This is a genomic window from Bacillus sp. KICET-1, assembly GCF_027721405.1.
Classification (GTDB): Bacteria; Bacillota; Bacilli; order Bacillales; family Bacillaceae; genus Bacillus; species Bacillus velezensis.
In genome coordinates this window covers 3,549,924-3,572,529 of sequence record NZ_CP113515.1, presented here as the reverse complement: position 1 = coordinate 3,572,529, position 22,606 = coordinate 3,549,924, and the positions used below count along the sequence as shown (strand labels likewise).

Annotated in this window: 24 protein-coding genes and 1 pseudogene; 18 read left to right on the top strand and 7 right to left on the bottom strand. The window is 44.7% G+C overall.

Going from position 1 to position 22,606, the window contains the following annotated elements; all coding sequences use genetic code 11:
• Positions 1 to 181 precede the first annotated feature (181 nt).
• Both OVA33_RS17780 and OVA33_RS17775 read left to right on the top strand, forming a co-directional pair.
• Positions 182 to 2,314, top strand: a complete 2,133-nt coding sequence (locus OVA33_RS17780) for a peptidoglycan D,D-transpeptidase FtsI family protein (protein ID WP_063636603.1) — start codon at positions 182 to 184, stop codon at positions 2,312 to 2,314.
• Positions 2,315 to 2,491: 177 nt separating this feature from the next.
• Entirely contained in the window at positions 2,492 to 4,312 is a 1,821-nt protein-coding gene (locus OVA33_RS17775) for a PAS domain-containing protein (RefSeq protein ID WP_063636604.1), read from the top strand.
• Here the strand turns inward: OVA33_RS17775 and OVA33_RS17770 are convergent.
• Both OVA33_RS17770 and OVA33_RS17765 read right to left on the bottom strand, forming a co-directional pair.
• Positions 4,288 to 5,507: pseudogene (locus OVA33_RS17770) on the bottom strand (aminotransferase A). The gene OVA33_RS17775 and the pseudogene OVA33_RS17770 sit on opposite strands and share 25 nt — an antisense overlap.
• Before the next feature lie 200 nt (positions 5,508 to 5,707).
• Positions 5,708 to 5,869 (bottom strand): hypothetical protein, encoded by a 162-nt coding sequence (locus tag OVA33_RS17765; protein WP_007409608.1) that lies wholly within the window; start codon positions 5,867 to 5,869, stop codon positions 5,708 to 5,710.
• Between the two features lie 188 nt (positions 5,870 to 6,057).
• On the opposite strand from OVA33_RS17765, the gene cheV reads away from it, so the two are divergent.
• Positions 6,058 to 6,969, top strand: a complete 912-nt coding sequence (cheV, locus tag OVA33_RS17760) for a chemotaxis protein CheV (protein WP_025649511.1) — start codon at positions 6,058 to 6,060, stop codon at positions 6,967 to 6,969.
• A 42-nt stretch (positions 6,970 to 7,011) separates the two neighbouring features.
• On the opposite strand, the gene OVA33_RS17755 is transcribed toward cheV, so the two are convergent.
• The 4 genes from OVA33_RS17755 to OVA33_RS17740 form a co-directional block, all read right to left on the bottom strand.
• Positions 7,012 to 7,476 (bottom strand): YkyB family protein, encoded by a 465-nt coding sequence (locus tag OVA33_RS17755; protein ID WP_003154622.1) that lies wholly within the window; start codon positions 7,474 to 7,476, stop codon positions 7,012 to 7,014.
• 122 nt (positions 7,477 to 7,598) lie between these two features.
• Positions 7,599 to 8,891: an MFS transporter gene (locus OVA33_RS17750; protein WP_014417606.1), complete on the bottom strand. Its 1,293-nt coding sequence runs from the start codon at positions 8,889 to 8,891 to the stop codon at positions 7,599 to 7,601.
• 75 nt (positions 8,892 to 8,966) lie between these two features.
• Positions 8,967 to 9,461 carry a L,D-transpeptidase family protein gene (locus OVA33_RS17745; protein WP_088056573.1) on the bottom strand — a complete coding sequence of 165 codons (495 nt, stop codon included), beginning with the start codon at positions 9,459 to 9,461 and terminating at the stop codon, positions 8,967 to 8,969.
• A 74-nt stretch (positions 9,462 to 9,535) separates the two neighbouring features.
• Entirely contained in the window at positions 9,536 to 10,399 is an 864-nt protein-coding gene (locus OVA33_RS17740) for a metallophosphoesterase (RefSeq protein ID WP_022553417.1), read from the bottom strand.
• Positions 10,400 to 10,542: 143 nt separating this feature from the next.
• Between OVA33_RS17740 and fadH the strand changes: the two genes are divergently transcribed.
• The 14 genes from fadH to OVA33_RS17670 all read left to right on the top strand — a co-directional run bounded on the left by fadH (position 10,543) and on the right by OVA33_RS17670 (position 20,840).
• Positions 10,543 to 11,307 carry a 2,4-dienoyl-CoA reductase gene (gene fadH / locus OVA33_RS17735; RefSeq protein ID WP_003154618.1) on the top strand — a complete coding sequence of 255 codons (765 nt, stop codon included), beginning with the start codon at positions 10,543 to 10,545 and terminating at the stop codon, positions 11,305 to 11,307.
• A 113-nt stretch (positions 11,308 to 11,420) separates the two neighbouring features.
• Positions 11,421 to 11,969: a hypothetical protein gene (locus OVA33_RS17730; RefSeq protein ID WP_017417677.1), complete on the top strand. Its 549-nt coding sequence runs from the start codon at positions 11,421 to 11,423 to the stop codon at positions 11,967 to 11,969.
• Between the two features lie 140 nt (positions 11,970 to 12,109).
• Positions 12,110 to 13,330 carry an EAL domain-containing protein gene (locus OVA33_RS17725; protein ID WP_063636605.1) on the top strand — a complete coding sequence of 407 codons (1,221 nt, stop codon included), beginning with the start codon at positions 12,110 to 12,112 and terminating at the stop codon, positions 13,328 to 13,330.
• A 444-nt stretch (positions 13,331 to 13,774) separates the two neighbouring features.
• On the top strand, positions 13,775 to 14,014 hold the full coding sequence (locus OVA33_RS17720; protein WP_003154613.1) for a YkuJ family protein: 240 nt from the start codon (positions 13,775 to 13,777) through the stop codon (positions 14,012 to 14,014).
• 122 nt (positions 14,015 to 14,136) lie between these two features.
• On the top strand, positions 14,137 to 14,655 hold the full coding sequence (locus OVA33_RS17715) for a ribonuclease H-like YkuK family protein (protein WP_020955744.1): 519 nt from the start codon (positions 14,137 to 14,139) through the stop codon (positions 14,653 to 14,655).
• Between the two features lie 140 nt (positions 14,656 to 14,795).
• Positions 14,796 to 14,987, top strand: a complete 192-nt coding sequence (abbA, locus tag OVA33_RS17710) for an antirepressor AbbA (protein WP_003154609.1) — start codon at positions 14,796 to 14,798, stop codon at positions 14,985 to 14,987.
• Between the two features lie 143 nt (positions 14,988 to 15,130).
• Positions 15,131 to 15,574, top strand: a complete 444-nt coding sequence (cbpB, locus tag OVA33_RS17705) for a cyclic-di-AMP-binding protein CbpB (RefSeq protein ID WP_003154608.1) — start codon at positions 15,131 to 15,133, stop codon at positions 15,572 to 15,574.
• Positions 15,575 to 15,714: 140 nt separating this feature from the next.
• Positions 15,715 to 16,596: a transcriptional regulator CcpC gene (ccpC, locus tag OVA33_RS17700; protein ID WP_007611101.1), complete on the top strand. Its 882-nt coding sequence runs from the start codon at positions 15,715 to 15,717 to the stop codon at positions 16,594 to 16,596.
• 112 nt (positions 16,597 to 16,708) lie between these two features.
• Positions 16,709 to 17,182, top strand: coding sequence for a flavodoxin (locus OVA33_RS17695; RefSeq protein ID WP_017417678.1), 474 nt, complete (start codon positions 16,709 to 16,711; stop codon positions 17,180 to 17,182).
• On the top strand, positions 17,172 to 18,065 hold the full coding sequence (locus tag OVA33_RS17690; RefSeq protein ID WP_017417679.1) for a WD40/YVTN/BNR-like repeat-containing protein: 894 nt from the start codon (positions 17,172 to 17,174) through the stop codon (positions 18,063 to 18,065). The genes OVA33_RS17695 and OVA33_RS17690 overlap by 11 nt, the downstream gene beginning before the upstream one ends.
• Before the next feature lie 26 nt (positions 18,066 to 18,091).
• Positions 18,092 to 18,547, top strand: coding sequence for a flavodoxin (locus OVA33_RS17685; protein ID WP_014417614.1), 456 nt, complete (start codon positions 18,092 to 18,094; stop codon positions 18,545 to 18,547).
• A gap of 81 nt (positions 18,548 to 18,628) precedes the next feature.
• Positions 18,629 to 19,339: a 2,3,4,5-tetrahydropyridine-2,6-dicarboxylate N-acetyltransferase gene (gene dapD, locus OVA33_RS17680; RefSeq protein ID WP_007409623.1), complete on the top strand. Its 711-nt coding sequence runs from the start codon at positions 18,629 to 18,631 to the stop codon at positions 19,337 to 19,339.
• Positions 19,340 to 19,409: 70 nt separating this feature from the next.
• Positions 19,410 to 20,534, top strand: a complete 1,125-nt coding sequence (locus tag OVA33_RS17675; protein WP_063636606.1) for an N-acetyldiaminopimelate deacetylase — start codon at positions 19,410 to 19,412, stop codon at positions 20,532 to 20,534.
• 60 nt (positions 20,535 to 20,594) lie between these two features.
• On the top strand, positions 20,595 to 20,840 hold the full coding sequence (locus tag OVA33_RS17670) for a YkuS family protein (protein WP_003154596.1): 246 nt from the start codon (positions 20,595 to 20,597) through the stop codon (positions 20,838 to 20,840).
• A gap of 33 nt (positions 20,841 to 20,873) precedes the next feature.
• Here the strand turns inward: OVA33_RS17670 and OVA33_RS17665 are convergent, their stop codons facing one another.
• On the bottom strand, positions 20,874 to 21,680 hold the full coding sequence (locus tag OVA33_RS17665; RefSeq protein ID WP_025649509.1) for a mechanosensitive ion channel family protein: 807 nt from the start codon (positions 21,678 to 21,680) through the stop codon (positions 20,874 to 20,876).
• A gap of 287 nt (positions 21,681 to 21,967) precedes the next feature.
• Here OVA33_RS17665 and OVA33_RS17660 point away from each other — a divergent pair, with 287 nt between their 5' ends.
• Positions 21,968 to 22,426, top strand: coding sequence for a TlpA disulfide reductase family protein (locus tag OVA33_RS17660; RefSeq protein WP_025649508.1), 459 nt, complete (start codon positions 21,968 to 21,970; stop codon positions 22,424 to 22,426).
• Positions 22,427 to 22,606 lie beyond the last annotated feature (180 nt).

The following is a 22,606-nucleotide window of genomic DNA, read 5'->3' as shown; positions in this document are numbered from 1 at the left end:
TATTTATTTTTTAAAATCCGTTACATCTCTTCAAATTATTTGAAGTGTTAGATATATTTTAAGATAATTTGATCTTGACAGTTTTTTTTACCCGTTTTCGCTGTAACAACTTTTACAAAAATGTTACAATTAAAATCTGTTTATGTAAATATATTCAATGATTTGAGAGGTGTAACAGAAAGTGGCTGAAGTCGCGCGCGAACCAAAGAAAAAAACGAAACGTTACAGAGCGCTGAGAATGAATCTCTATTTTTTGATTGTTTTTCTTCTCTTTACGGCACTGATTTTTAAACTCGGCATCGTCCAGATTGTCGAAGGGGATAAACACCGCCAGGATGCGGAGAAGGCAAATGCAAAAACCGCCTATTATCCGACACCGCGGGGAAAGATGTATGACAAGCGGAACAGGGTGGCGGTTGATAACCAGGCTGTGCCTGAAATTGTATATGTATCCACCTCAAAAACCTCGGCAAAGGACAAATTGAAAACGGCAAAAAATCTCGCCGCACTGATTCATATTGATACTGAATTTATGAAGGATCGAAATATCATTGATTACTGGCTTGCCGCACATCCGAAGAAGGCGGAAAAGCTTATGAAGGATTCAGAAAACAGCCTGAAATCCCAAGAAGTGTACAAACGCCAGATTGAACGCGTCCCGAAGCAGGAGATTGATGCGATCAAAAAAGATAAAAAAGAGCTGGAAATCGCGGCGATTTATACGCGTTTTTCAAGCGGCAACGCTTATCAGCCGCAAGTCGTCAAATCAATGGACCCGAATAAGCTGAACGGAAACGGAAACAGCGGTTCACTGCTTGACGAGCATGAAAACAACAAGCAAAAACCGAAAAGCGACCTGACATATGAAGAAGTTTCCGTCGTATCTGAGCACCTGAAAGAGCTCCCCGGCATTGACGTAATCAATGACTGGACGCGGAAATATCCGTACGACAAAACACTGTACTCTCTGTTCGGCGGTGTGACGACACCGGAACAGGGATTGTTGGGCGAACGGAAAGATTACTATGTCACAAGAGGCTATTCACTGAATGACCGAGTGGGAAAAAGCTACATCGAATATCAGTATGAAGACTATTTAAACGCGCATAAAGAAAAAGTAGAGTATGTGGAAAACAGCAAAGGTGAGGTCGTCAGCCAAAAGCCCGTCGATGAAGGCAGCAGAGGCTACGATCTGCAGCTCTCGCTCGATATGGAACTACAGTCGAAAGTCGAAAAAGTCATTGAAAAAGAGCTGAGAAGAAGCCGAGCCGCAGGCAACTATATGGTTGACAGAGGATTTGCCGTCATGATGGACCCGAACAACGGGGACATTCTCTCAATGGCGGGGAAACGAATCGATCTCGAAACAAATAAAACACAGGATTTTGCGATCGGAGCATTTACGACCCAATATGAGATGGGCTCTTCTGTTAAAGGAGCGACTGTTCTTGCAGGTTACCAAAGCGGCCTCCCGCATTATAAAACGTTTGTCGACGCACCGCTTAAGTTTAAAGACGGCACGGAAAAGCAATCGTGGACACAAATGGGGACCATTACTGAGCTTACCGCGCTGCAAAGAAGTTCAAACATATATATGTTTCATGTGGCCATGCATATCGCGGGCATTACTTACGTTCCGCACGGCACGCTGCCGGCCGGATTAGACGATATTAAGAAAATGCGCAACTATTACGCCCAATTTGGCTTGGGTGTGAAGACCGGGATTGATCTTCCGCAGGAATCAGCGGGCATGCAGTCAAATCCGCAAATGGTCGGGGGGTTGCTGCTTGACTTTGCGATCGGACAGTTTGATACGTATACGCCGCTTCAAATGGCTCAATATATTTCAGCCATCGCAAACGGCGGGTATCGCGTCCAGCCGCGGATCGTCACAAGCATTCATGAACCGGACAGCAAAAACAAGATTGGAAAAGCGATTGAACAGCGCGATATTAAAATTTTGAACAAAGTAAATAACAGCCCGAGCGATTTTGACCAAGTTCATAAAGGAATGAAGTTGGTCACAAGCTCACCTCAAGGAACGGCTTATTCAACATTCCAAGGTTCCGGCGCCGATGTTTCCGGAAAAACGGGAACCGCGCAGACGCACTATTACGGCACGAACAAAAACTGGTGGGGGCAAGAGACGTATAACCTGACCTTTGTCGGCTATTATCCGTCAGAACATCCACGAGTGGCATTCAGCGTTGTCGTTCCGTCTGTTCAGGATGATCACGATCATGTCAGCAAAAACATTGCCAAAGGAGCAATTGACGCTTACAAAGAACTTGAAAAGAAATACAATAAAAAATAACAAATGAAAGGGCGGCCGAACATCTCGTGCGCCCTTTCTTTCATTCAGGAAAATTGACGTTCACAATAAGAATAGAAGGAGAATGCTTATTTTTTAGCGAATCAATCTAGTGGAATTTCTTTTTATACCAGTCCGTGTCCAGCCTGCAGTGCGAGTATAATGCAAAGGAGGGATTCTGTGGAACAGGATACTCAGCATGTCAAACAGTTTCAATCGAAAACCGATCTTCATGCCGTTTTGACGTCTAACGGGCGTATTATGTATATTTCTGCAAACTGCAAATCGTACTTCAGTTATTCTCAGGAAGAGATGATCGGGTCATTTCTCAAAACGTTCCTGCATGAAGAAGATCAATTTTTGGTTGAAAGTTACTTCTATAATGAGCATCATTTGATGCCTTGCACCTTTCGTCTTATTAAAAAAGATCATACCATCGTATGGCTTGAAGCGGGTGTGGAAATTGTCACACCGCAAATGGAGGGGACGGATCGGGAAATCATCCTCAAAATCAAGGTGCTTGAGGAGAAGACGCCCCGCCGGCCTTATATGTATGAACAAAAGAAGCAAAAGGCAGAACAACAGTCGGAAGATGCGGCTGGAAACGGCGAATTCGAGCGTCTTGTCGAAATGCTGCCGAATCCTTTATATGTCAGCATCAACGGCACAATCGCCTACGCCAACAATGCGATGCTTGCCATGCTGGGAGCCGATAATAAAGACGAGGTAATCGGCAGGCGCTCTTATGAGTTTATTGAAGAAGAGTATCACGACATTGTGAAAAACCGAATTGTGCGGATGCAAAAAGGAATGGAAGTCGGAATGATCGAACAGACGTGGAGAAGGCTCGACGGCACGCCCGTTCATTTAGAAGTAAAGGCGGCACCGACGACATATAAAAATCAGCGGGCGGAATTGCTGCTTCTGATTGATATTTCTTCACGGAAAAAATTCCAAACGATTCTGCAAAAAAGCAGAGAGCGTTATCAGCTCCTCATTCAGAATTCAATTGATACGATCGCCGTGATTCACAATGATAAATGGGTATTCATGAATGAGTCGGGCATTTCGCTGTTTGAGGCTGAAACATATGAAGATTTAATCGGGAAAAACGTCTATGATCAGCTTCATCCCTGTGATCATGACGGCGTGAAACAGCGGATCCAAAATATTATCAACCGAAAGACCGAGTCAGAAATTATTAAGCAATCGTGGTTTACCTTTAAAAACCGGCTGATCTACACGGAAATGGTCTGCATTCCGACGACGTTTTTCGGAGAAACGGCCGTGCAGGTCATTCTGCGTGACATTTCTGAGCGGAAGCAGACGGAGGAATTAATGCTGAAGTCGGAAAAGCTGTCTATCGCAGGGCAGCTGGCGGCGGGAATCGCTCACGAAATCCGCAATCCGCTGACGGCGATCAAAGGATTTTTACAGCTCATGAAGCCGACGATGGGGGAAAACGAACATTACTTTGAAATTGTGTTTTCTGAACTGAGCAGAATCGAATTAATTTTAAGTGAGCTTTTAATGCTTGCCAAACCTCAGCAAAACGCCGTGAAAGAGCGTGTAAACTTAAAGAAAATTATAAGTGAAGTGACCGCTCTTTTAGAGACGCAGGCGAATCTTAAAGGGATTTTTATCAAAACGGATTACGAACATGACAGCATGTATATTAACGGTGATCAAAATCAGCTGAAACAGGTGTTTATCAATCTGATTAAAAATGCCGTTGAGTCGATGCCGGATGGGGGAACGGTTCACATCATCATGACAGAAGATGAGTATTCCGTTAATGTGACGGTGAAAGACGAGGGTGACGGGATACCGGAAAACGTGCTGAAACGAATAGGCGAACCGTTTTTGACAACGAAAGAAAAAGGAACCGGCCTGGGGCTGATGGTCACATTCAACCTTATTAAAAACCACCAGGGAGCCATCCAAGTAGACAGCAAACCGGATAGAGGCACGGCCTTTCACATTACATTCCCGAAACAATAAAAAAACAACGGCGTTATGCCGTTGTTTAAATAGTCTGCATGGATTCTCTCGTTTTTAAAATAAATGCTTCCAGCCGGTCCAAGCCTTCTCTCAATGTATCCAGTGAATATGCGAATGACAGCCTCACATACCCTTCACCCAATTTTGAAAACGAGCTGCCGGGCACTAGAGCCACACCTGCATCCTCTAAAAGAGCCATACTAAAATCAAACGATGACATTCCGAATGACTTAATGGAAGGGAAGATATAAAATGCGCCTGACGGCTTTACGACGTCAAGCCCCATTGAAACAAGACGGTCATATACATAGTCAAGCCGCTTTTTATACTGTTCTCTCATAATAAGCGCATCATCAACACCGTTTGTCACCGCTTCAAGAGCCGCTTTCTGAGAGATTGAAGACGCGCATGTCACACTGTATTGGTGAACTTTTAAGATGTGCTTGGCAATTTCTTTCGGTGCGAAAATGAAACCGATTCTCCAGCCCGTCATGCTGTGTGATTTTGACAGGCCGTTGATGACGATCGTCTGGTCTCTCAAATAAGACGCGATCGAATAATGCGGTCTGTCATAGGTTAATTCGCTGTAAATCTCATCAGACAGGACAAAAACATTTCTGCCCTTCAGGACGGCTGCGATGTTTTGCAGCTCTTCCTCAGACAATGTCACTCCGGTCGGGTTTGACGGATAAGGAAGAATGACGCATTTTGTTTTTGGTGTCAGCGATTCTTCAATGAGCCGCGCCGTCAGCTTAAATCCGTGTGTCGTCGTATCCACATGGACCGGAACGGCGCCCGACATGCGAATGATCGGTTCGTAGCCCGGATATATCGGTCCGGGGAGAATAACTTCATCGCCCGGAGATAAAATCGTCCGCAAAGACGCGTCAATCGCTTGGCTTGCCCCGGTTGTGACGATGATTTCAGTTTCAGCTTCATAATTCAAGTCAGCTTTTTTCTTCATATAAAGCTGTACGGCCTGTCTCAGCTCAAGGCCGCCCGCGTTCGGAGTATACGCCGTTGCGTTCTCGTCGATTGCCTTTTTGGCAGCCGCTTTGACATGGTGCGGCGTGAAGAAATCCGGCTGGCCGATCGTAAGCGAAATGACATTGTCGTGCTGAGCTACAAGATTTGAGAATTTGCGAATTCCTGAAATTTCAATTTCTTTTACATTCGGATTAAGCAAATGTTCCATAATTCATCACCTTATACTATATATTGAGTTTATCCTATTTTACCACTAGCTGAGCATTTGTCATCTTTTTATTGAACTATCCCGAGTATATGTCCGATATGTGAAAACATACCTTCTTTCAGAAAAAAATAAGACAACCAGCTGAAATGATTGTCTTCATTGTATCATGATCTATCTATTGTGATATGTGGCGAATGTCATTAATACCCGTATTCAAAGCTGACGTCTTCCCGCCATAAGATGTATGGAGCGGGCTTGTCGGGACGCTCTTTCGCCTCTTTTTTCATTTGCAGGTAAGCCGTTTTGCTGATATCTTCTAACACCGTCATTTGATCTTGGTCGAATATGACTACTGTACCCATTTATTACACCCTTCTTCCTGAAAAATCCTTGACTATTTTACCACTCGATGTCAAAAAGTCAATGGGATATCAGAAAAAAGCATTTTTTTATAAAGAGTTCATGGCCAGTTGGACCGAATACATTCACTTTTTCCGTTTCCAGCCGATATATACAGTACAATACTGAATGCGGATAGCGAGGGATTGAATTGTCTTTACAACAATACGATATTTTATTGGATTCAGGCACAAACGAATTAAAAATCGTCAAATTTGAAGTAGGCGTCAATACATTTGGCATAAATGTGATGAAAGTCCGGGAAATCATTCAGCCGGTAGATGTCACATCTGTGCCTCAGTCTCATAAAGACGTAGAAGGGATGATTAAGCTGAGAGGCGAAATTCTTCCCGTCATCAGTCTGTATTCCTTTTTCGGCGTTGATGCCGAAGGAGCAAAAGACGATAAATATATCGTAACGGAATTCAACAAACGGAAAATCGTCTTTCACGTCGGTTCCGTTTCACAAATCCACAGGGTGTCCTGGGAGGCGATTGAAAAGCCGACTTCCCTGAACCAGGGCATGGAGCGGCATTTAACGGGAATCATCAAACTGGAAGACACGATGATCTTTCTGCCTGATTATGAAAAGATCATTTACGATATTGAATCGGCATCGGGAGTTGAGACTTATCATGTCCATCAGGAAGGATTTGATGAAAGACGGGCGGGTAAAAAACTGATCATCGTTGAAGATTCGCCGCTTCTGATGCGTCTTTTGACGGATGAGCTGACTGAGGCGGGGTACAGTGAAATCGTTACGTTTGAAAACGGAAAAGAAGCGTATGATTACGTCGTGGAACTGACGGATAACGGAGAAAACCTGTCAGACCATATTGACATGATTATCAGTGACATTGAGATGCCGAAAATGGACGGGCATCGTTTGACGAAGCTCCTTAAGGATAACCCGCAAAGCTCTGATGTGCCGATTATGATTTTCTCGTCCCTGATTACGGACGACCTGCGCCACCGGGGCGAAGTAGTCGGAGCGGATGAACAGATCAGCAAGCCTGAAATCAGCGAGCTCATTAAAAAAGTGGATACGTACGTGATTGAATAGAAAAAAGCCGATGCATGACGCATCGGCTTTTTTGCGGCGGAATTAAAAATAACTCTCACCAAGTTTTTTAAATACGGGTTTATGATAAGCGGGCTGCTGCCTGTTGGCGGCAAGCGGTTTTTCCTTTAAGCCCACATATTTTTGCAATACGTTTTTCGCTTTTGTCAAAGACATTTGTGCTTTAGGATTGCGGTACGATTGATTTAACGTACCTAAATGCGGAAGATGCTGGAAGTCTTCTTTTGTTGGAGGCATGTGAAAATAGTAGTCTCCGATAGAGATAAGTACGTCTGACTGCTGTTGGCTAAACCTGGGATTATTTGAAAAGTGAAGCCCTATTTTTTTCCCTTTGCCTTCTTTCACAAGCTTTTGTAATGCCCGTTTTTTCAGCAGATAAAGGTATTTAGGGTTGGGGGCGGTTTTTGCATGGCGGTTCACAGTATAAACAGCTTTTGAAAGATTCTCGATGGTTGGCTGCAGCTCTTTCGAATAAGCGTGGTCGTCCATTATTTCTCTCCTTTGCATTGATCAAGTTCATATATAGATTATACTTTTTTAGCGTTGAAATGCAAATATTGATTATAAAAATACGCCTTTTTCTGATGAAAAGGGCGCATCTTTTTCCTTTATTAGACAGGATTCGCATGTTTTTCGGAATCAGCCTTTAATGATTGCTGCACATCGACCTCTGCTGCCTCGGCGCTGTATTTCGGAAGAGCGATAAAATAGAACACAAATACCGCTAAAATCACGATTCCCATGCCGTAATAAAGGTAATCAATATTGGAAACGAATTTCGGAAATAACAGGGCAACCAGTCCGAGTGTAATCGATTGGGCAAACATCATAAAAGGGTCCTGCCAGCCGCTGACCCGGCCCATTATTTTCGGATGAACAATTTTCGGCATCCAGCCGCCGATGGCGATATTGACAGGGCCGATGCACATGCCGAGGACGAAAGCCGCCGCATAATAAATCCACAGCTTATCCGTATAGCCGAGGACAAAAATGAGCAGTCCGGCTGCCAAAATAGGAATCGACATCAAATGATGCGGTTTGACTTTTTTCGCGATCATCGTTCCGATCACACTTCCTGCAAGCAGGCCGAAGCCGAGTGCGACGGTGAAGATGGAAGTATGTGATTCGTAATGATCAGGCGCAAGTCCGTATTTCATCGTAAACATCGGCAGTACGGCAAAGCCGCCGTTGACAAAACCAAAGATAAAAAAGCCGAAAATAAGGGAAGCAAGCAATTTGTTTTTAACAATATATACGATCCCTTCCTTAAAATCAGCGACCGAGTCTTTCAGAAACGAATCTCCCCATTTAAAAGGGCCGTTCGGCTGACGGGCTTCTTTCGGAATGCGGCAGGCGCGGATCAGAAAGCCTGATACAATAAAGCTGACAAAATCAAGGATAATGGCTCCGTGAATACCGATCGTTTTATACATAAACGCGCCTATACCGACGCCGAATACCATGAAGATGCTGAACAGGATCTGGTTAAGTCCCGCCGCTTTCGCGTAATGCTCCTTAGGCAGAATAGCTTGTACAAGGCTGGCTTCCGCCGGGAAAAAGAACTTGGTCACGGCGCTTCTGATGAACAAAATACAGAACACGAGAGGGATGCTCCCGGTGTATAGTGCGGCAAACAATACGATCGTCAGTCCGGCTCTGATCCAGTCACAATTCTCTGCGACCTTTTTCCTGTCAAGCCGGTCAGCTGCGACACCGACAATCAGAAATACGAAAACTGTCGGCAGTGAATACATCAGCTCAGCCAAAGTCGTGTATGCCGGCTGATTTGAAAAATGGTCCAGCAAGTAAAAAGCGAAAGCCATATTACCTACAGTCGTTCCCATTTGAGAAGCGAGTGCTGCGAAAAAGAGACGGACAAAATTGCGATTTTTAAATATATCCATAAACACGCTCCTTACCCTAAAGGTCCCACTGTAATATATTATCATCAGCTCGTTCCATTAACAAATAAGATCTTTCTATCTTATAATAGTCACCCTTGTTCCATTAGGAACGGCAGCGGCAAGTTTAGTGACGTCCTGATTATACATCCGGATGCATCCTTTTGATACCGCTTTGCCGATGGAGGAAGGATTATTTGTTCCGTGAATGCCGTAATGAATTTTAGAGAGGCTGAGCCAATAAGCGCCGAACGGGCCTCCGGGCTTAGGCTGGCGGTTCACGATGTAAAATTCTCCGGTCGGCGTGGTCGTCAATATTTTTCCGACTGCGATGGGGTACGTACGGATGAGCCTGCCAAGGCGGTATAACTCCAGTTTCTTCGCTCCGATATACACGATGATGGAGTAGGGAATGGTGGATGGGTCAGGAAGATTCGGTATGATAATGTGCTGTCCCGCGTATATGACCGATTGGATTGAGGGATTTGCCTGAAGGAGAGCAGCAGTGCTTATTCTGAAGTCTTGCGCAATGCTTGAGATGGTTTCTCCTTGTTTCACTTGATATGTCAGCAGTTTCATCACCCTCCTTTTTGCTCTTTTCCATATACATATTACGGAGGGGGTGTCTGTGCATCAGGATAAAAGTCTTATTTTTGCTCGGTTTTCAATGTGAACAGCGTGATTTCCGGTCTGGCTAAAAATCGATACGGCAGTCTTGTCGTACCGAGCCCGCGATTGACGTAAACGGCTGTGTCATGAAGCGTATACATGCCGTCGGTATACGTTTTTCCGTAAGGAGGCGTAATGAGAGGGCCGAAAAACGGGAGCTGGACCTGGCCGCCGTGAGTGTGTCCCGACAGCTGGAGGTTTACGGGATATCCGCCTATCTCGAGAGCGGCATCAGGCTCGTGGACGATTAAAATGGAAAACGCATCTTCGGAAAGGCGGGACAGGGTGCCTTCATAATCGGGTTTTCCGAGCATTACATCATCCAAAAACGCGAGTTCAATCCGGCTTCCGTCTGTCAGCTGCACCTGACGATAGCCGTTTCGAAACACTTGAAAATCAGCAGCTTCCATCAGAGCCTTGTACGTGTTCGTACCGTAGCCTCCGTGGTCATGGTTTCCGTAAACACAAAGTTTGCCGAAGGGAGCTTCAAGATTTTGCAGCACGGCGAGTGCATGCTGGTGATCATTAAATAAATGCGGCTTATCAATTAAATCTCCCGTAAAGATGAGCAGATCGGGTTTCAGCTGATTGATTTTTTCCGCTGCTTTATTCAAGTCACCGGATGTATACACATCACTGAGATGCGTATCGCTGAATTGAACGATTTTAAAATTGTCAAAGCCGCGGGGGATCAGGCGGTTGGTGATTGTATGCCGGGTGATTTCAATCATGCGCGGTTCAATATACCGGGCATAGCCGTAGCCACCGCAAGCCGTTGCAAGAGCTGCACCCAAAACACCGAATCCTCTTTTTAAAAATGTTCTTCTGGTCATTTTCTCCATATGTAAAACCAACCTTTGTCAGAGTTTTTCTATTATATCATCAGCTTGGCTGAAAAATCCCTTCTCAGCATGTAATGACGCGGAAAGACATCTATGATAAAATTATGAATGATTATTCATTCAATAAAAGGGGTGGGTTTGTTATGGATAAGAAAGCGGTAATCATTACAGGCGGTTCAAGCGGCATGGGAAAAGCAATGGCGAAAAAACAGGCTGAATTAGGATGGCACGTCATGGTGACAGGGAGGAACCATGAAGCACTTGAGGAAACAAAAAAAGAAATTGAGACCTTTGAGGGGCAGGTCGCCTGTTTTCAAATGGATGTCCGTTCTGATTCCGCCGCTTCAGACATGATTACAGAAGCGAAAAAAGTCTTTGGCCGGCTCGATGCGCTGATTAACAATGCGGCCGGCAACTTTATTTGCCCGGCAGAGAAGCTGACGCCCAATGGATGGAAAGCTGTTATTGAGATTGTTTTAAACGGCACATTTTTCTGCAGCCAAGCCGCGGCAAGGCATTGGATCGAGCAGGAGCAGAAGGGCGTCATCTTAAATATGGCCGCTACATACGCATGGGGAGCGGGAGCGGGTGTCGTTCATTCCGCTGCAGCCAAAGCGGGGGTATTGTCACTGACAAGAACGCTGGCCGTTGAATGGGGGAGCAAATACGGCATCCGCACAAACGCGATAGCACCCGGCCCGATTGAACGGACAGGCGGTGCGGAGAAGCTGTTTGAATCGGAAAAAGCGGTGTCCCGCACTATGAACAGTGTGCCGCTCGGCCGGCTGGGTACACCGGAAGAAATCGCCGCGTTGGCAGCGTTTTTGCTATCTGATGAAGCGTCCTATATAAACGGGGATTGTATCACAATGGACGGGGGGCAATGGCTGAATCCTTATCCGTTTTAATTTTTCATATATTGATGATTTTGCAAAACAAGCGAACGTTAAAGCCGCCGTTCGCTTGTTTTATTTTCTATTCGAAATTATGATATAATTTTGAAAGATTAAGGGGCGGTTAATTGAAGAAATTATTAAAATGGTTCGTTGTACTATTTGTAAGCAGTTTAGCTATCATCTTTAATATTTGGTACTTTATTATTTGTGCTTTTACTCCGGAGTATTATCAAAATACCAATCTTACATCTGATGAAATAATCAGATTTGAAAAGCTATATCACATCGATTTTCCTGATGAAACGAAATGTATTAAAGCCAGGGAGTATTTGAGTGGGCTCGGAGGCGATACATCGGCTGTATTATATGTGTCTCTGCCAACCAAGCTGGCGGAAACAATTTTATCTGATTATACGTATATGCCAGTAAATCATACTGATCATGCCGGTTCAATGTATGGAGTTGACGTTTCCGAGAGTGTTGGCGGGTTAACAACTCTTACATTTGGCACTTTAGATAAAAAAGGAACTTTCTTTCAGTTGAAACATGATGATGATTGGATATTTAACAGCACTGATTGGAGCCATTATTTTTGGACAGCTGCCGGTTATAATGCTCTTATATTTATCCTTTTATTTGTGATTGTGAAACAAATGAATAACGTCCTTAATTAACCGGTCTGAAGAGTGATCTTAAAAATATCCCCCTTTTATTTTAAGCTGCTGCCATTTGCCTCCTTTTCCCCTAATCTAAACATTTGTGGTGCTGATATAATTGTGTATAATCAGACAAAGATAGAGAAGCAGGTGATAACATGTTGGACCCACTTGATATACTGACGAATATTGATGATGTCATTCCGTATTACCAAGCGATTTTTAACGCTGAAGAACAAAGAGTCGTAGGCTATGAGGTGCTTGGGCGTATTTTGGCAGATGCGGAGATTGAGAGCCTCGGGTCGTTTTTCTTAGATTCCGGCATTCCGGAAGAATATAAGCTTGAGGTCGATGACAGAGTCATCAGGCAGGCGCTGGAGCGGTTTAAAGAAGCTGATCGTGATCTGTTGATTTTTATCAATCAGGATGCGAATGTATTGATGCTTGACCACGGCGAAAGCTTTCTTGAGCTTTTGAAAGAATACGAAGAGCAGGGCATCGAATTGAACCGTATTGTGCTTGAGATCACCGAGCACAATTTCGAAGGCGACATTGAACAGCTGTACCATATGCTTGCCTACTATCGTACATACGGCATTAAAATCGCGGTGGACAATATAGGTAAGGAGAGCAGCAACCTGGACAGAATCGCGCTCCTTTCACCGGACCTTCTGAAAATAGATTTGCAGGCGCTGAAGGTATCTCAGCCGTCACCATCATATGAGCATGTGCTGTACAGCATTTCATTGCTGGCGAGAAAAATCGGCGCCGCGCTGCTGTATGAAGATATAGAAGCTGATTTCCAGCTCCAGTACGCATGGAGAAACGGGGGCCGATTTTTTCAAGGCTATTATCTGCAGGCGCCGAGCGGTGATTTTATAGACCGCAGCCTGTTAAAAGAACGCTTGAAAACGGAGTTTCAGCAATTTATCACGAGAGAAAAAAAGAAGCTGGAAACGGTATACGAACACTCTGAGAATTTTTATAAGCGGGTCAATCAGGCAGTTTCCGAGCTGAAGAAAACCCATCAGGCGGACGATGAGTTTATTAAAAAACTGGCGGAAAACCTGACCGACTGCTGCTTCAGAATTTATATGTGTGATGAAGAAGGCTATCAGCTGACGGGAAATGTGTTCAAGCAGTCCGGCGAATGGCTTTATCAGCCTGAATACATGGAGAAAAACTGGAGCTGGCGTCCGTACTTTTTAGAAAACATCATGAAGATGCGGAATTCAAGAAAAGGCTTTTTCAGTGACCTGTACAGTGATATTGAGACAGGTGAGATGATCAGAACCTTTTCATACCCGATGGATGACAATATGTATTTATTTATCGATCTGCCTTACTCTTATTTATATGAACAGGACGGGTTACTTTAAAGCGGCTGCTGTATGCCGCTTTTTTTTATAAATGTGAAAAAGTTTTAAAAAACGATTGACAATGATAGTGATAATCATTATCATTTAGTTATAGAGAGAAGTTACTCTCTGTTCCCCAACCCCTCTATCAGATCAAGATCCGAAAAAGCTTGGCGCTACCCCCGCCAAGTTTTTTTATGCTGTCTCCTCATAAAAGGGCTTCTCCTCACATACATCTGACAATGGCGGCTCAAAAAGTGAAAAATTATTTTTGAAAGGTGTATGACATTCCGAAAAAAGCTTCAAACTATTCGAAAACACGGTTTTCCCGTTTATTTTCTTATTGAAAATCCAGCGGGAAAATGCCATCCCGGTCTACTTTATGGTATGATGCTCTGTAGGACTTGTATTATAATAAATACTTGTTGATTTGAAGTTGTTTTTTGAAAGGAGTCTTTTTTTAGAATGTCACAATTAATGGGTATCATCACGCGGCTGCAAAGTCTGCAAGAAACAGCGGAAGCGGCTAACGAGCCGATGCAGCGTTATTTTGAAGTTAACGGCGAAAAAATTTGCAGTGTTAAATATTTCGAAAAAAATCAAACGTTTGAACTGACGGTTTTCCAAAAAGGTGAAAAACCTAACACATATCCGTTTGATAACATTGACATGATTTCTATTGAAATTTTTGAGCTCCTTCAGTAATGTGATTTGATTTTTCAGGCTGACCAAGCTTCCGGTCTTCCGCAAGCGGAGCTTTATTAAATTATGCAAAGGAACGTGCTTGTTCGTTTGGTTGTAAACTCTGGAAAGAGGAGTGTCCGTACATGGCTGATTCTTTTCTGTTTTATAATCTTTCTGAGGCACAGATGACCTTTCAAGACGTGACGGAGCGGCTGAAACGCTTTGTCAATAAAGACCCCCGTTCAGCATACGTGCTGTCTGTAGGGACTGATTCACAAGTTTACCGCGACTTCACAAAGTTTATTACGGCTATACACTTGCACCGTACAGGCAAGGGAGCTTGGGGCTGTTTGAAAAATCACGACCTTGCAAGACCGATACATAGCCTTCGCGAAAAAATCTCGCTGGAAACCGCGTTCAGCCAGGAGATGGCTGCGCATATCCTCGACGGCCGTCTTATGGAACTGACAGATTTGCTCTTGCCTTTTGCGGATGAAGGGGCGGATCTTTCATTTGAAGTGCATCTGGATATCGGTCAAAAAGGGCTGACAAAAGAATTGATACAAGAAATGACCGGCCGCATTACCTCAATGGGCATTGAAGCGAAAATCAAGCCTGATTCCTGCACAGCATTCAGTTATGCCAATCGTTACACAAAATAATATTTCATACAGAATCCGCAAAATGTCGAATTATGCGGTTGACGATTTTTTTCTGTTTACTTATTCTAGCGGTAGAGCTGAAAGCAAATTTCACCTTGCTTTCAGAGGTATTCAGTTAAAAATAGGGGGCCTGATTACGTATGAGTCTTATCAGTGAACGATTTACGGAAGAAGAACAGAAACTTCTGCTGAATATCCTGATCAATCAAGAATATGCCATTGAGCTTTTGACCAGCGAAATCAACGATATAGAAGCAGGGTCAAAAAGCGTTGATGGAACCACTTATAAAAAACTCGTAACGCTCTATGACCGTTTTCGGAACGAAAATTAATCAGCGGCCTATAAATTGATACTCGATTGCAAAGAGTATCTTTTTTATTGACGGAAACTTTTCGACAAAAAATGATAATGTTTATATTATTGCAATATAGGGAATACATGCTTTGATGAAAAATGTAAAGGGGTCGAAGTGACATGATTAGCTTACAATCAGATCAGCTTCTTGATGCAACAGTCGGACAATTTATGATCGAGGCGGATAAAGTGGCGCACGTTCAAGTCGGAAACAACCTTGAGCATGCTCTTTTAGTGCTGACCAAAACCGGCTATACCGCCATTCCCGTCCTCGACGCTTCGTACCGTCTGCACGGTTTGATCGGGACAAATATGATTATGAACAGCATTTTCGGACTTGAACGGATCGAGTTTGAGAAGCTGGATCAAATTACGGTTGAGGAAGTCATGCTGAAAGACATTCCCCGTCTCCACATCAATGATCCGATTATCAAAGGATTCAGCATGGTCATTAACAACGGCTTTGTCTGCGTTGAAAATGATGAAGGCGTCTTTGAAGGCATTTTCACGAGAAGAGTCGTGTTAAAACAGTTGAGCAGCCATATCAGGTCATTGAATAAGTAGGCTCGCACGATCAGCCTATTTGTTCTTTTGTATGCCGGAAAAAGAAAACGCATACATATGAGTGGCGCTTGCCTCGGCAGCCTTTATTTTATTAGAATGGTAGATAAGAAATACGAAAAGGCATTGAAAAGGAGGACGACATGCAGCTTCAAGAGCTTCATATGCTCGTAGTTTTGGCTGAGGAATTAAACATGAGGAAGGCTGCCGAACGGTTATTCGTGTCACAGCCGGCTCTGTCCCAGCGATTGCAGACCATTGAAAAAGCCTGGGGAACAAAGATCTTTCTAAGATCTCAAAAAGGACTTACGGTAACGCCGGCAGGAGAAAAAATCATACAATTTGCAAATGACGTCACGGATCGGCAAGAAAGAATCAGAGAAAACATTGATGAACTTGAGGGTGAGATTCACGGCACATTAAAGCTTGCCGTCGCCTCCATTATCGGGCAGCACTGGCTTCCGAAAGTGTTAAAAACATATGTGGAACGATATCCGAATGCAAAGGTCTCTCTCATTACAGGGTGGAGCAGCGAAATGCTGAAAAGTCTGTATGAAGATCAGGTACATATCGGCATTATCCGGGGAAATCCGGAATGGAAAGGCCGGAAAGATTATTTAATGACCGATCATTTATATTTGGTTGATACGGAAATTTCCTGTATTGATGATATTGCCCATACCGATCGGCCGTTTATCCAATTCAAAAGTGACAGTACATATTTTCAGGAAATTCAGCATTGGTGGCATCAAAAATTCAAAACCTCGCCGAAACAGACCATCCTCGTCGATCAGATTGAAACGTGCAAGCAGATGGCGCTGCATGGGATCGGTTATGCCATTCTGCCGTCAGTCACTTTAGAAGAGGAAGACAAAGTAAATAAAATGCCCCTGCTTGATACAAAAGATCATCCGATCGGCCGTGACACATGGCTGCTCGGTTATGAGCCGGCATTTGAATTAAAACAGGTGCAGGCTTTTGTTTCTGTCATTAAAGATATGCTGAAGCAGGAACGCCCATTTTAGAAAGACAGCAATCATGCTGTCTTTTTTTTATTTTTTATTGACAATGAAAATCATTATCATTTAAAGTGTTATATATGTTAATGAAAATCATTATCAATTACGAGGTGATCTTATGCAGAAAGCATTAATGATATACGCAAGCATGTCGGGGAATACAGAGGATATTGCCGGTATTATAAAAGAAACACTGAGCGGGCATCAGATAGCAGTTGACTGTCTCGACATGGATGAGGCAAATGCGGATTCTCTCGAAGCATATGATTATGTTTTTGTCGGCACGTACACATGGGGGGATGGTGATCTTCCTTACGAAGCGGAAGATTTTTACGAAGATATTCTGCACAGCCAGCTCAACGGACTGAAAACGGCCTGTTTCGGTTCAGGCGATCACGCCTACCCGAAGTTTTGCGAAGCGGTCACGCTGTTTTGCGATGCGTTTGAACAGGCCGGAGCCAATTTATATCCGGAAACGCTGAAAATCGAGCTGGCGCCCGAGACGGCTGAGGATCAGGAATGCTGCAAAGAATTTGTCCGCGGTTTTCTTGCATGGGCCGCTCGCCACGGAGACCGGTGCCATGTTTCATAAAGGCGCGACGGCTGTCATGGCATCAGTGACCTCAGGATATTTTGTCGCGGTGAAAGACGAAGGTATTTTTCATTTTTCGGCGGAAGAAGGTTGGAAAAGACTGTTCCGAGTGAAAAGCAGGATTCATGTGCTGACTTACATAGGGCCCTACATATTCGCGGCTGGAGAAAAAGGCGCCGTCCTCAGATCAGCCGATCAGGGAAAGACTTGGACGGCCTCCCGATTTCCGACCAGCGCCTCCGTATGGGCCGTTGCCGGGCGGAATGACGGGTTTGTCTGTGCGCACGGCACATATTGCCTCTACTTATCTGATGATTTCGGCGTCACTTGGCATGTGGCTAAGCCCTTTTCACAATTAAAGGAGCCGCCTGTCATCCGTTCGCTTTGTTTACACGGTCAGACGATTTATATCGGCACCCGGATTCATATGAATCATGGCGGCATTTGGGCGTATGATCTGACGGAAGACCGCATCCGGCGTATAAGCCGCGAAAGGCAGCGCATGACGGCTTCAATGATGATGTATCAGAATGACTGGCTCATTGCAGCAAAGGGCGCGGCAAAGGGAGAACGGGGGGAGGTTGCCGTCCGAAACGTGCGGACGCAAGAGGAGTTTGCCATTACAGCCGGGCCCGCCGTACGGGAAAAATCATTTCTCGACGTTTCTGAGGATAACGGGATTATTTATGTTACATCATCACAGGACGAAAACGGATTTTCGCGTATTTATCAAGCTGATCTCGCCGCCGGTGAATTAAAGTGGTTTGATACGATCCGCGGTCACGGATGGCGGGTGGCAAACCGGGAAGAAAACTTTTTTTGCGCGGGCCTTTACGAAAGTAAGTTTGTCAGACCGTATGAGGCGGTTCGGCTCGCACATTAGTTTTTATGCATAAAGGAGAGACGAAGATGGGGAATGTACTGCTTGTTTACGCTACAATGTCAGGAAACACCGAGGCGATGGCGGATTTAATTGAAAAAGGGCTGATCCAAGCACAAGCATCCGTAGACAGATATGAAGCGATGGATATTCATGCCGAACTTTTTAATGATTACGAGTATATTTTATTAGGCACATATACGTGGGGAGACGGGGATCTTCCTGATGAAATGCTCGATATTGCTGAAGATATGGAAAACCTGGAGTTTACGGGAAAAACATTTGCTTTGTTCGGTTCCGGAGATACGTCCTATGAGTTTTTTTGCGGAGCGGTTGACGAATTGGAAAAAGTAATCACGGCCCGCGGCGGGCGGGTGGTGCTGCCGTCGGTCAAAATTGAAAACAACCCTGAGGGCAGTGAGGAAGAAGAGCTCCGGGAATTCGGAAGACAGTTTGCCGCGCTGTGCAGCCAGCCGGCAGAATAAAGGCTTGTTCCTTTTTTTCTTGTCTTTGTATCCTTCCTTTGTTACAGTAATGAGGTAGAAAATCAGAGGAGGACAATACATATGAAAATGATGGATGCAAATGAAATTATTTCATTTATTCAAAATAGTACAAAATCAACGCCTGTAAAAGTGTATGTAAAAGGCGATCTCGAAGGAATCAGCTTTGGCGATTCCGCTAAAACATTCCTGAACGGCCAATCCGGCGTCGTTTTTGGCGAGTGGGCTGAAATTAAAAGCGCAATCGAAGAAAACAAAGACAAAATTGAGGATTATGTCATTGAGAATGACCGCCGCAACTCTGCGATCCCGATGCTTGATTTAAAAGATGTTAAAGCGAGAATCGAGCCCGGCGCTATTATCCGCGACCAAGTCGAAATCGGCGACAATGCCGTTATCATGATGGGTGCGTCTATTAATATCGGTTCAGTCATCGGCGAAGGTACGATGATTGATATGAACGTTGTTCTCGGTGGGCGCGCGACTGTCGGCAAAAACTGCCACATCGGAGCGGGTTCTGTATTAGCGGGCGTTATTGAGCCGCCTAGCGCTAAGCCTGTTGTCGTGGAAGACGACGTTGTGATCGGCGCAAATGCGGTTGTGCTTGAAGGCGTAACAATCGGTAAAGGCGCGGTTGTCGCTGCGGGAGCCATCGTTGTGAACGATGTCGAACCATATACCGTTGTAGCGGGAACACCTGCGAAAAAAATCAAAGATATCGATGAAAAAACAAAAGGCAAAACAGAAATCAAACAGGAATTACGCCAGCTGTAAGGAATGGTTTGATAGAATGGGCGTGGATGATAAAATCCACGCCTTATTCTTATCTCAAGGAGGAATACATATGGAAAAAGAGCGGCTCATTGCCATCCGAAGAGATCTGCACCGCATTCCGGAGATCGGCTTTCAGGAATATAAAACCCAGCAGTACCTGCTGAATCTATTGAACCAATATCCGGAGGAAAGAATTGAAATTGAAACTTGGAGAACCGGCATCTTTGTCAAAGTCAACGGCACGGCTCCGGAAAAAATGCTCGCCTACAGAGCGGATATAGACGCTCTGTCGATTGAAGAGCAGACGGGACTTCCGTTTGCATCTGAACACCCCGGTTTTATGCACGCATGCGGCCACGATATGCACATGACCATCGCGCTCGGCATTATTGATCATTTTGTCCATCATCCCGTCAAACATGATCTGCTCTTTTTATTCCAGCCGGCTGAAGAAGGACCGGGCGGAGCGGAACCGATGCTTGAAAACGATGTGCTGAAAAAATGGACGCCGGATTTGATTACCGCTCTCCATATAGCACCTGAGCTTCCTGTAGGCACAATCTCCACCAAAAGCGGATTGCTGTTTGCCAATACGAGCGAACTCGTCATCGATCTTGAGGGGAAAGGCGGGCATGCGGCATATCCGCATACAGCAGACGACATGGTCGTTGCCGCGAGCACGCTTGTCACGCAGCTGCAAACGGTCATATCCAGAAATACGGATCCGCTTGACAGCGCTGTGATAACTGTCGGAACGATTACCGGGGGCACGGCGCAAAATATCATCGCAGAGCATGCTCATCTGGAGGGAACCATCCGGACGCTTTCCGAGGAATCAATGCGTATGGTGAAAAAGCGGATTGAAGAGCTTGTCAAAGGAATTGAAATCGGCTTCCGATGCAAAGGAAAAGTCACGTATCCGTCCGTTTATCATCAAGTTTATAATACAAGCGGCCTGACCGAAGAATTTATGCAATTTGTCAGCGATCATCAGCTTGCTGACGTGAAAACGGCGAAAGAGGCGATGACCGGAGAAGATTTCGGATATATGCTGAAAAAATATCCCGGCTTTATGTTCTGGCTGGGGGCCGATTCATCCCATGGGCTTCATCACGCAAAGCTGAACCCGGATGAAGATGCGATGGAAACCGCGGTAAATGTCATGGTCGGATATTTTTCGAAGTATGCCAATTAAATCCGAAAAGAAGAATAATCTAACAAAAATTGAGCATTCTACATAACGGAGGTGTTCAATATGACGAAAAAAATTGGAATTGAACAATCTTTATCGGATGTAGAACAGGCGTTAAAACAAAAAGGATATGACGTAGTGATGATGAAGACTCCTGAGGATGCGAAGAATTGTGACTGCTGTGTCGTAACCGGACTTGACAGCAATGTCCAAGGAATTGCCGATACGTCAACTCAGGCTCCCGTCATTACGGCTTCCGGAATGACCGCCGACGAAATCTGCAGCGAAGTGGAAAAAAAATTTCATTAAAAAGAAAAAACCGAAGCTTACGCTTCGGTTTTTCTATTCGGCGGAAGCGGCGTTTTTAAAACGGTCGAGCGCGATTTTCATTTCTCTCCGCAGTACGCGTTCAACCCGCCATTGCTCCATATTTTCTGTTTTGGCAATGATTCTGATCACCATTTCTGACGAGCTTAAATCCTGAACCCCGATGACGTCCGGCCCTTCCTTAATCTGCGGGAGCTCAGCGGCTGCTTTGTCACACGCGGTTTGCAGGATTTGAATGGTTTCATCAAGATTTTTTTCAAGCGGCACTTTAATATCGACAAGCGCCTGCATCGTTCCGCGGGAATGGTTGCTCACATTCGTAATGCCCCGGTTGGGAAGATAGTGAAGCGTGCCGTCAAAGCTCCGGATTTGCGTCGTACGGAGACCGACCTGCTCGACAATGCCGCTGTAGCCGGCAACCGTAATATAATCACCGACGTCGATCTGTTTTTCCAAAAGGATAAAAAATCCGGTGACGATGTCACTGACAAGCCCCTGAGCCCCGAAGCCGACTGCGAGACCGACCACGCCGGCGCCGGCAATGAGAGCGCTCGGATTGTAGTGAAATAAATCCAAAATCATTACGATAAAAACGAAAATCAGGATGTATCCATATACATTAAGCGCGAGGCTTCGCAAAGTATAAGCGCGGCCTGTAGAGAGGTTGTTTTGTTGCTCGAATTTCTGAAACAGATGCTTGATCAGCTTTTTTCCTGCCGTCCGGAAAATAAAATACGCTAAAATAATGAGAGCCAGCTTTATGATGAAAATCCCGGCAGATGTGAGAAGCCCGGCCCAATCAAAGTGTTTTAGATCAATCATAGTGATGTCTTCCTTTCAAGTCTATTGCGGAAAAAGCTAAAAGTGATATACCCGTTTTTAAAATAAAATAAACCTTTTAATAGAAATCAGTTATTTCATTTATGATTTGTTCATATTGCCCGGTTTCAATATGATCATTTTTGTGAAGATATGAACTAAGGAATCGCCACACTCATTTTAACATGGTGATTCAGCCAAATCATATCCTTTGGAGGGAAAACAGGATAACGTTGCCCGGCGGACTGAAAGCCCCGGCAAAAAACCTTTTTCGTAAGGAGGGAAATAAGATGAAATTACGTCAGCAAATGCCTGAATTGACAGGCGCTAAAGCATGGATTAACAGAGAAGTCACGAAGGAACAGCTGGTCGGCGGAAAGCCGGCACTGATTCACTTCTGGTCCGCCAGCTGCCGCATGTGTAAAGAAGCGATGCCTGAGGTGAACGGGTTTCGTGATAAATATAAAGATCAGCTGAATGTGGTGGCCGTTCACATGCCCCGTTCCGAAGATGATCTTGATCTTGAGAAAATCAAGAAAACAGCGGCTGAACATGATATCTCTCAGCCGATTTACGTCGACAGCGATCATACGCTGACTGAAGCATTTGAAAATGAATATGTGCCGGCTTATTACGTTTTTGATAAAAGCGGACAGCTCCGCCATTTTCAAGCGGGAGGAAGCGGGATGAAAATGCTTGAAAAACGCGTCAGCCGAGTACTTTCAGAAACGGAGCAGGCTTCTCAGTAATCGGGACAATCTCCGTCGGACTATTGTCTCGGTTCCGCAAACCCTTTGCCGTTTAGGTAACAGGGTTTTTTTGTGCCTATTGGATAAAAAATTCCAATATGACATGTGTGGCTTAAAAAATAAGAGAAACAGCCGTAAACACGCTGTACCGCTTGTTTTATCCATATCATTATCTTTTAC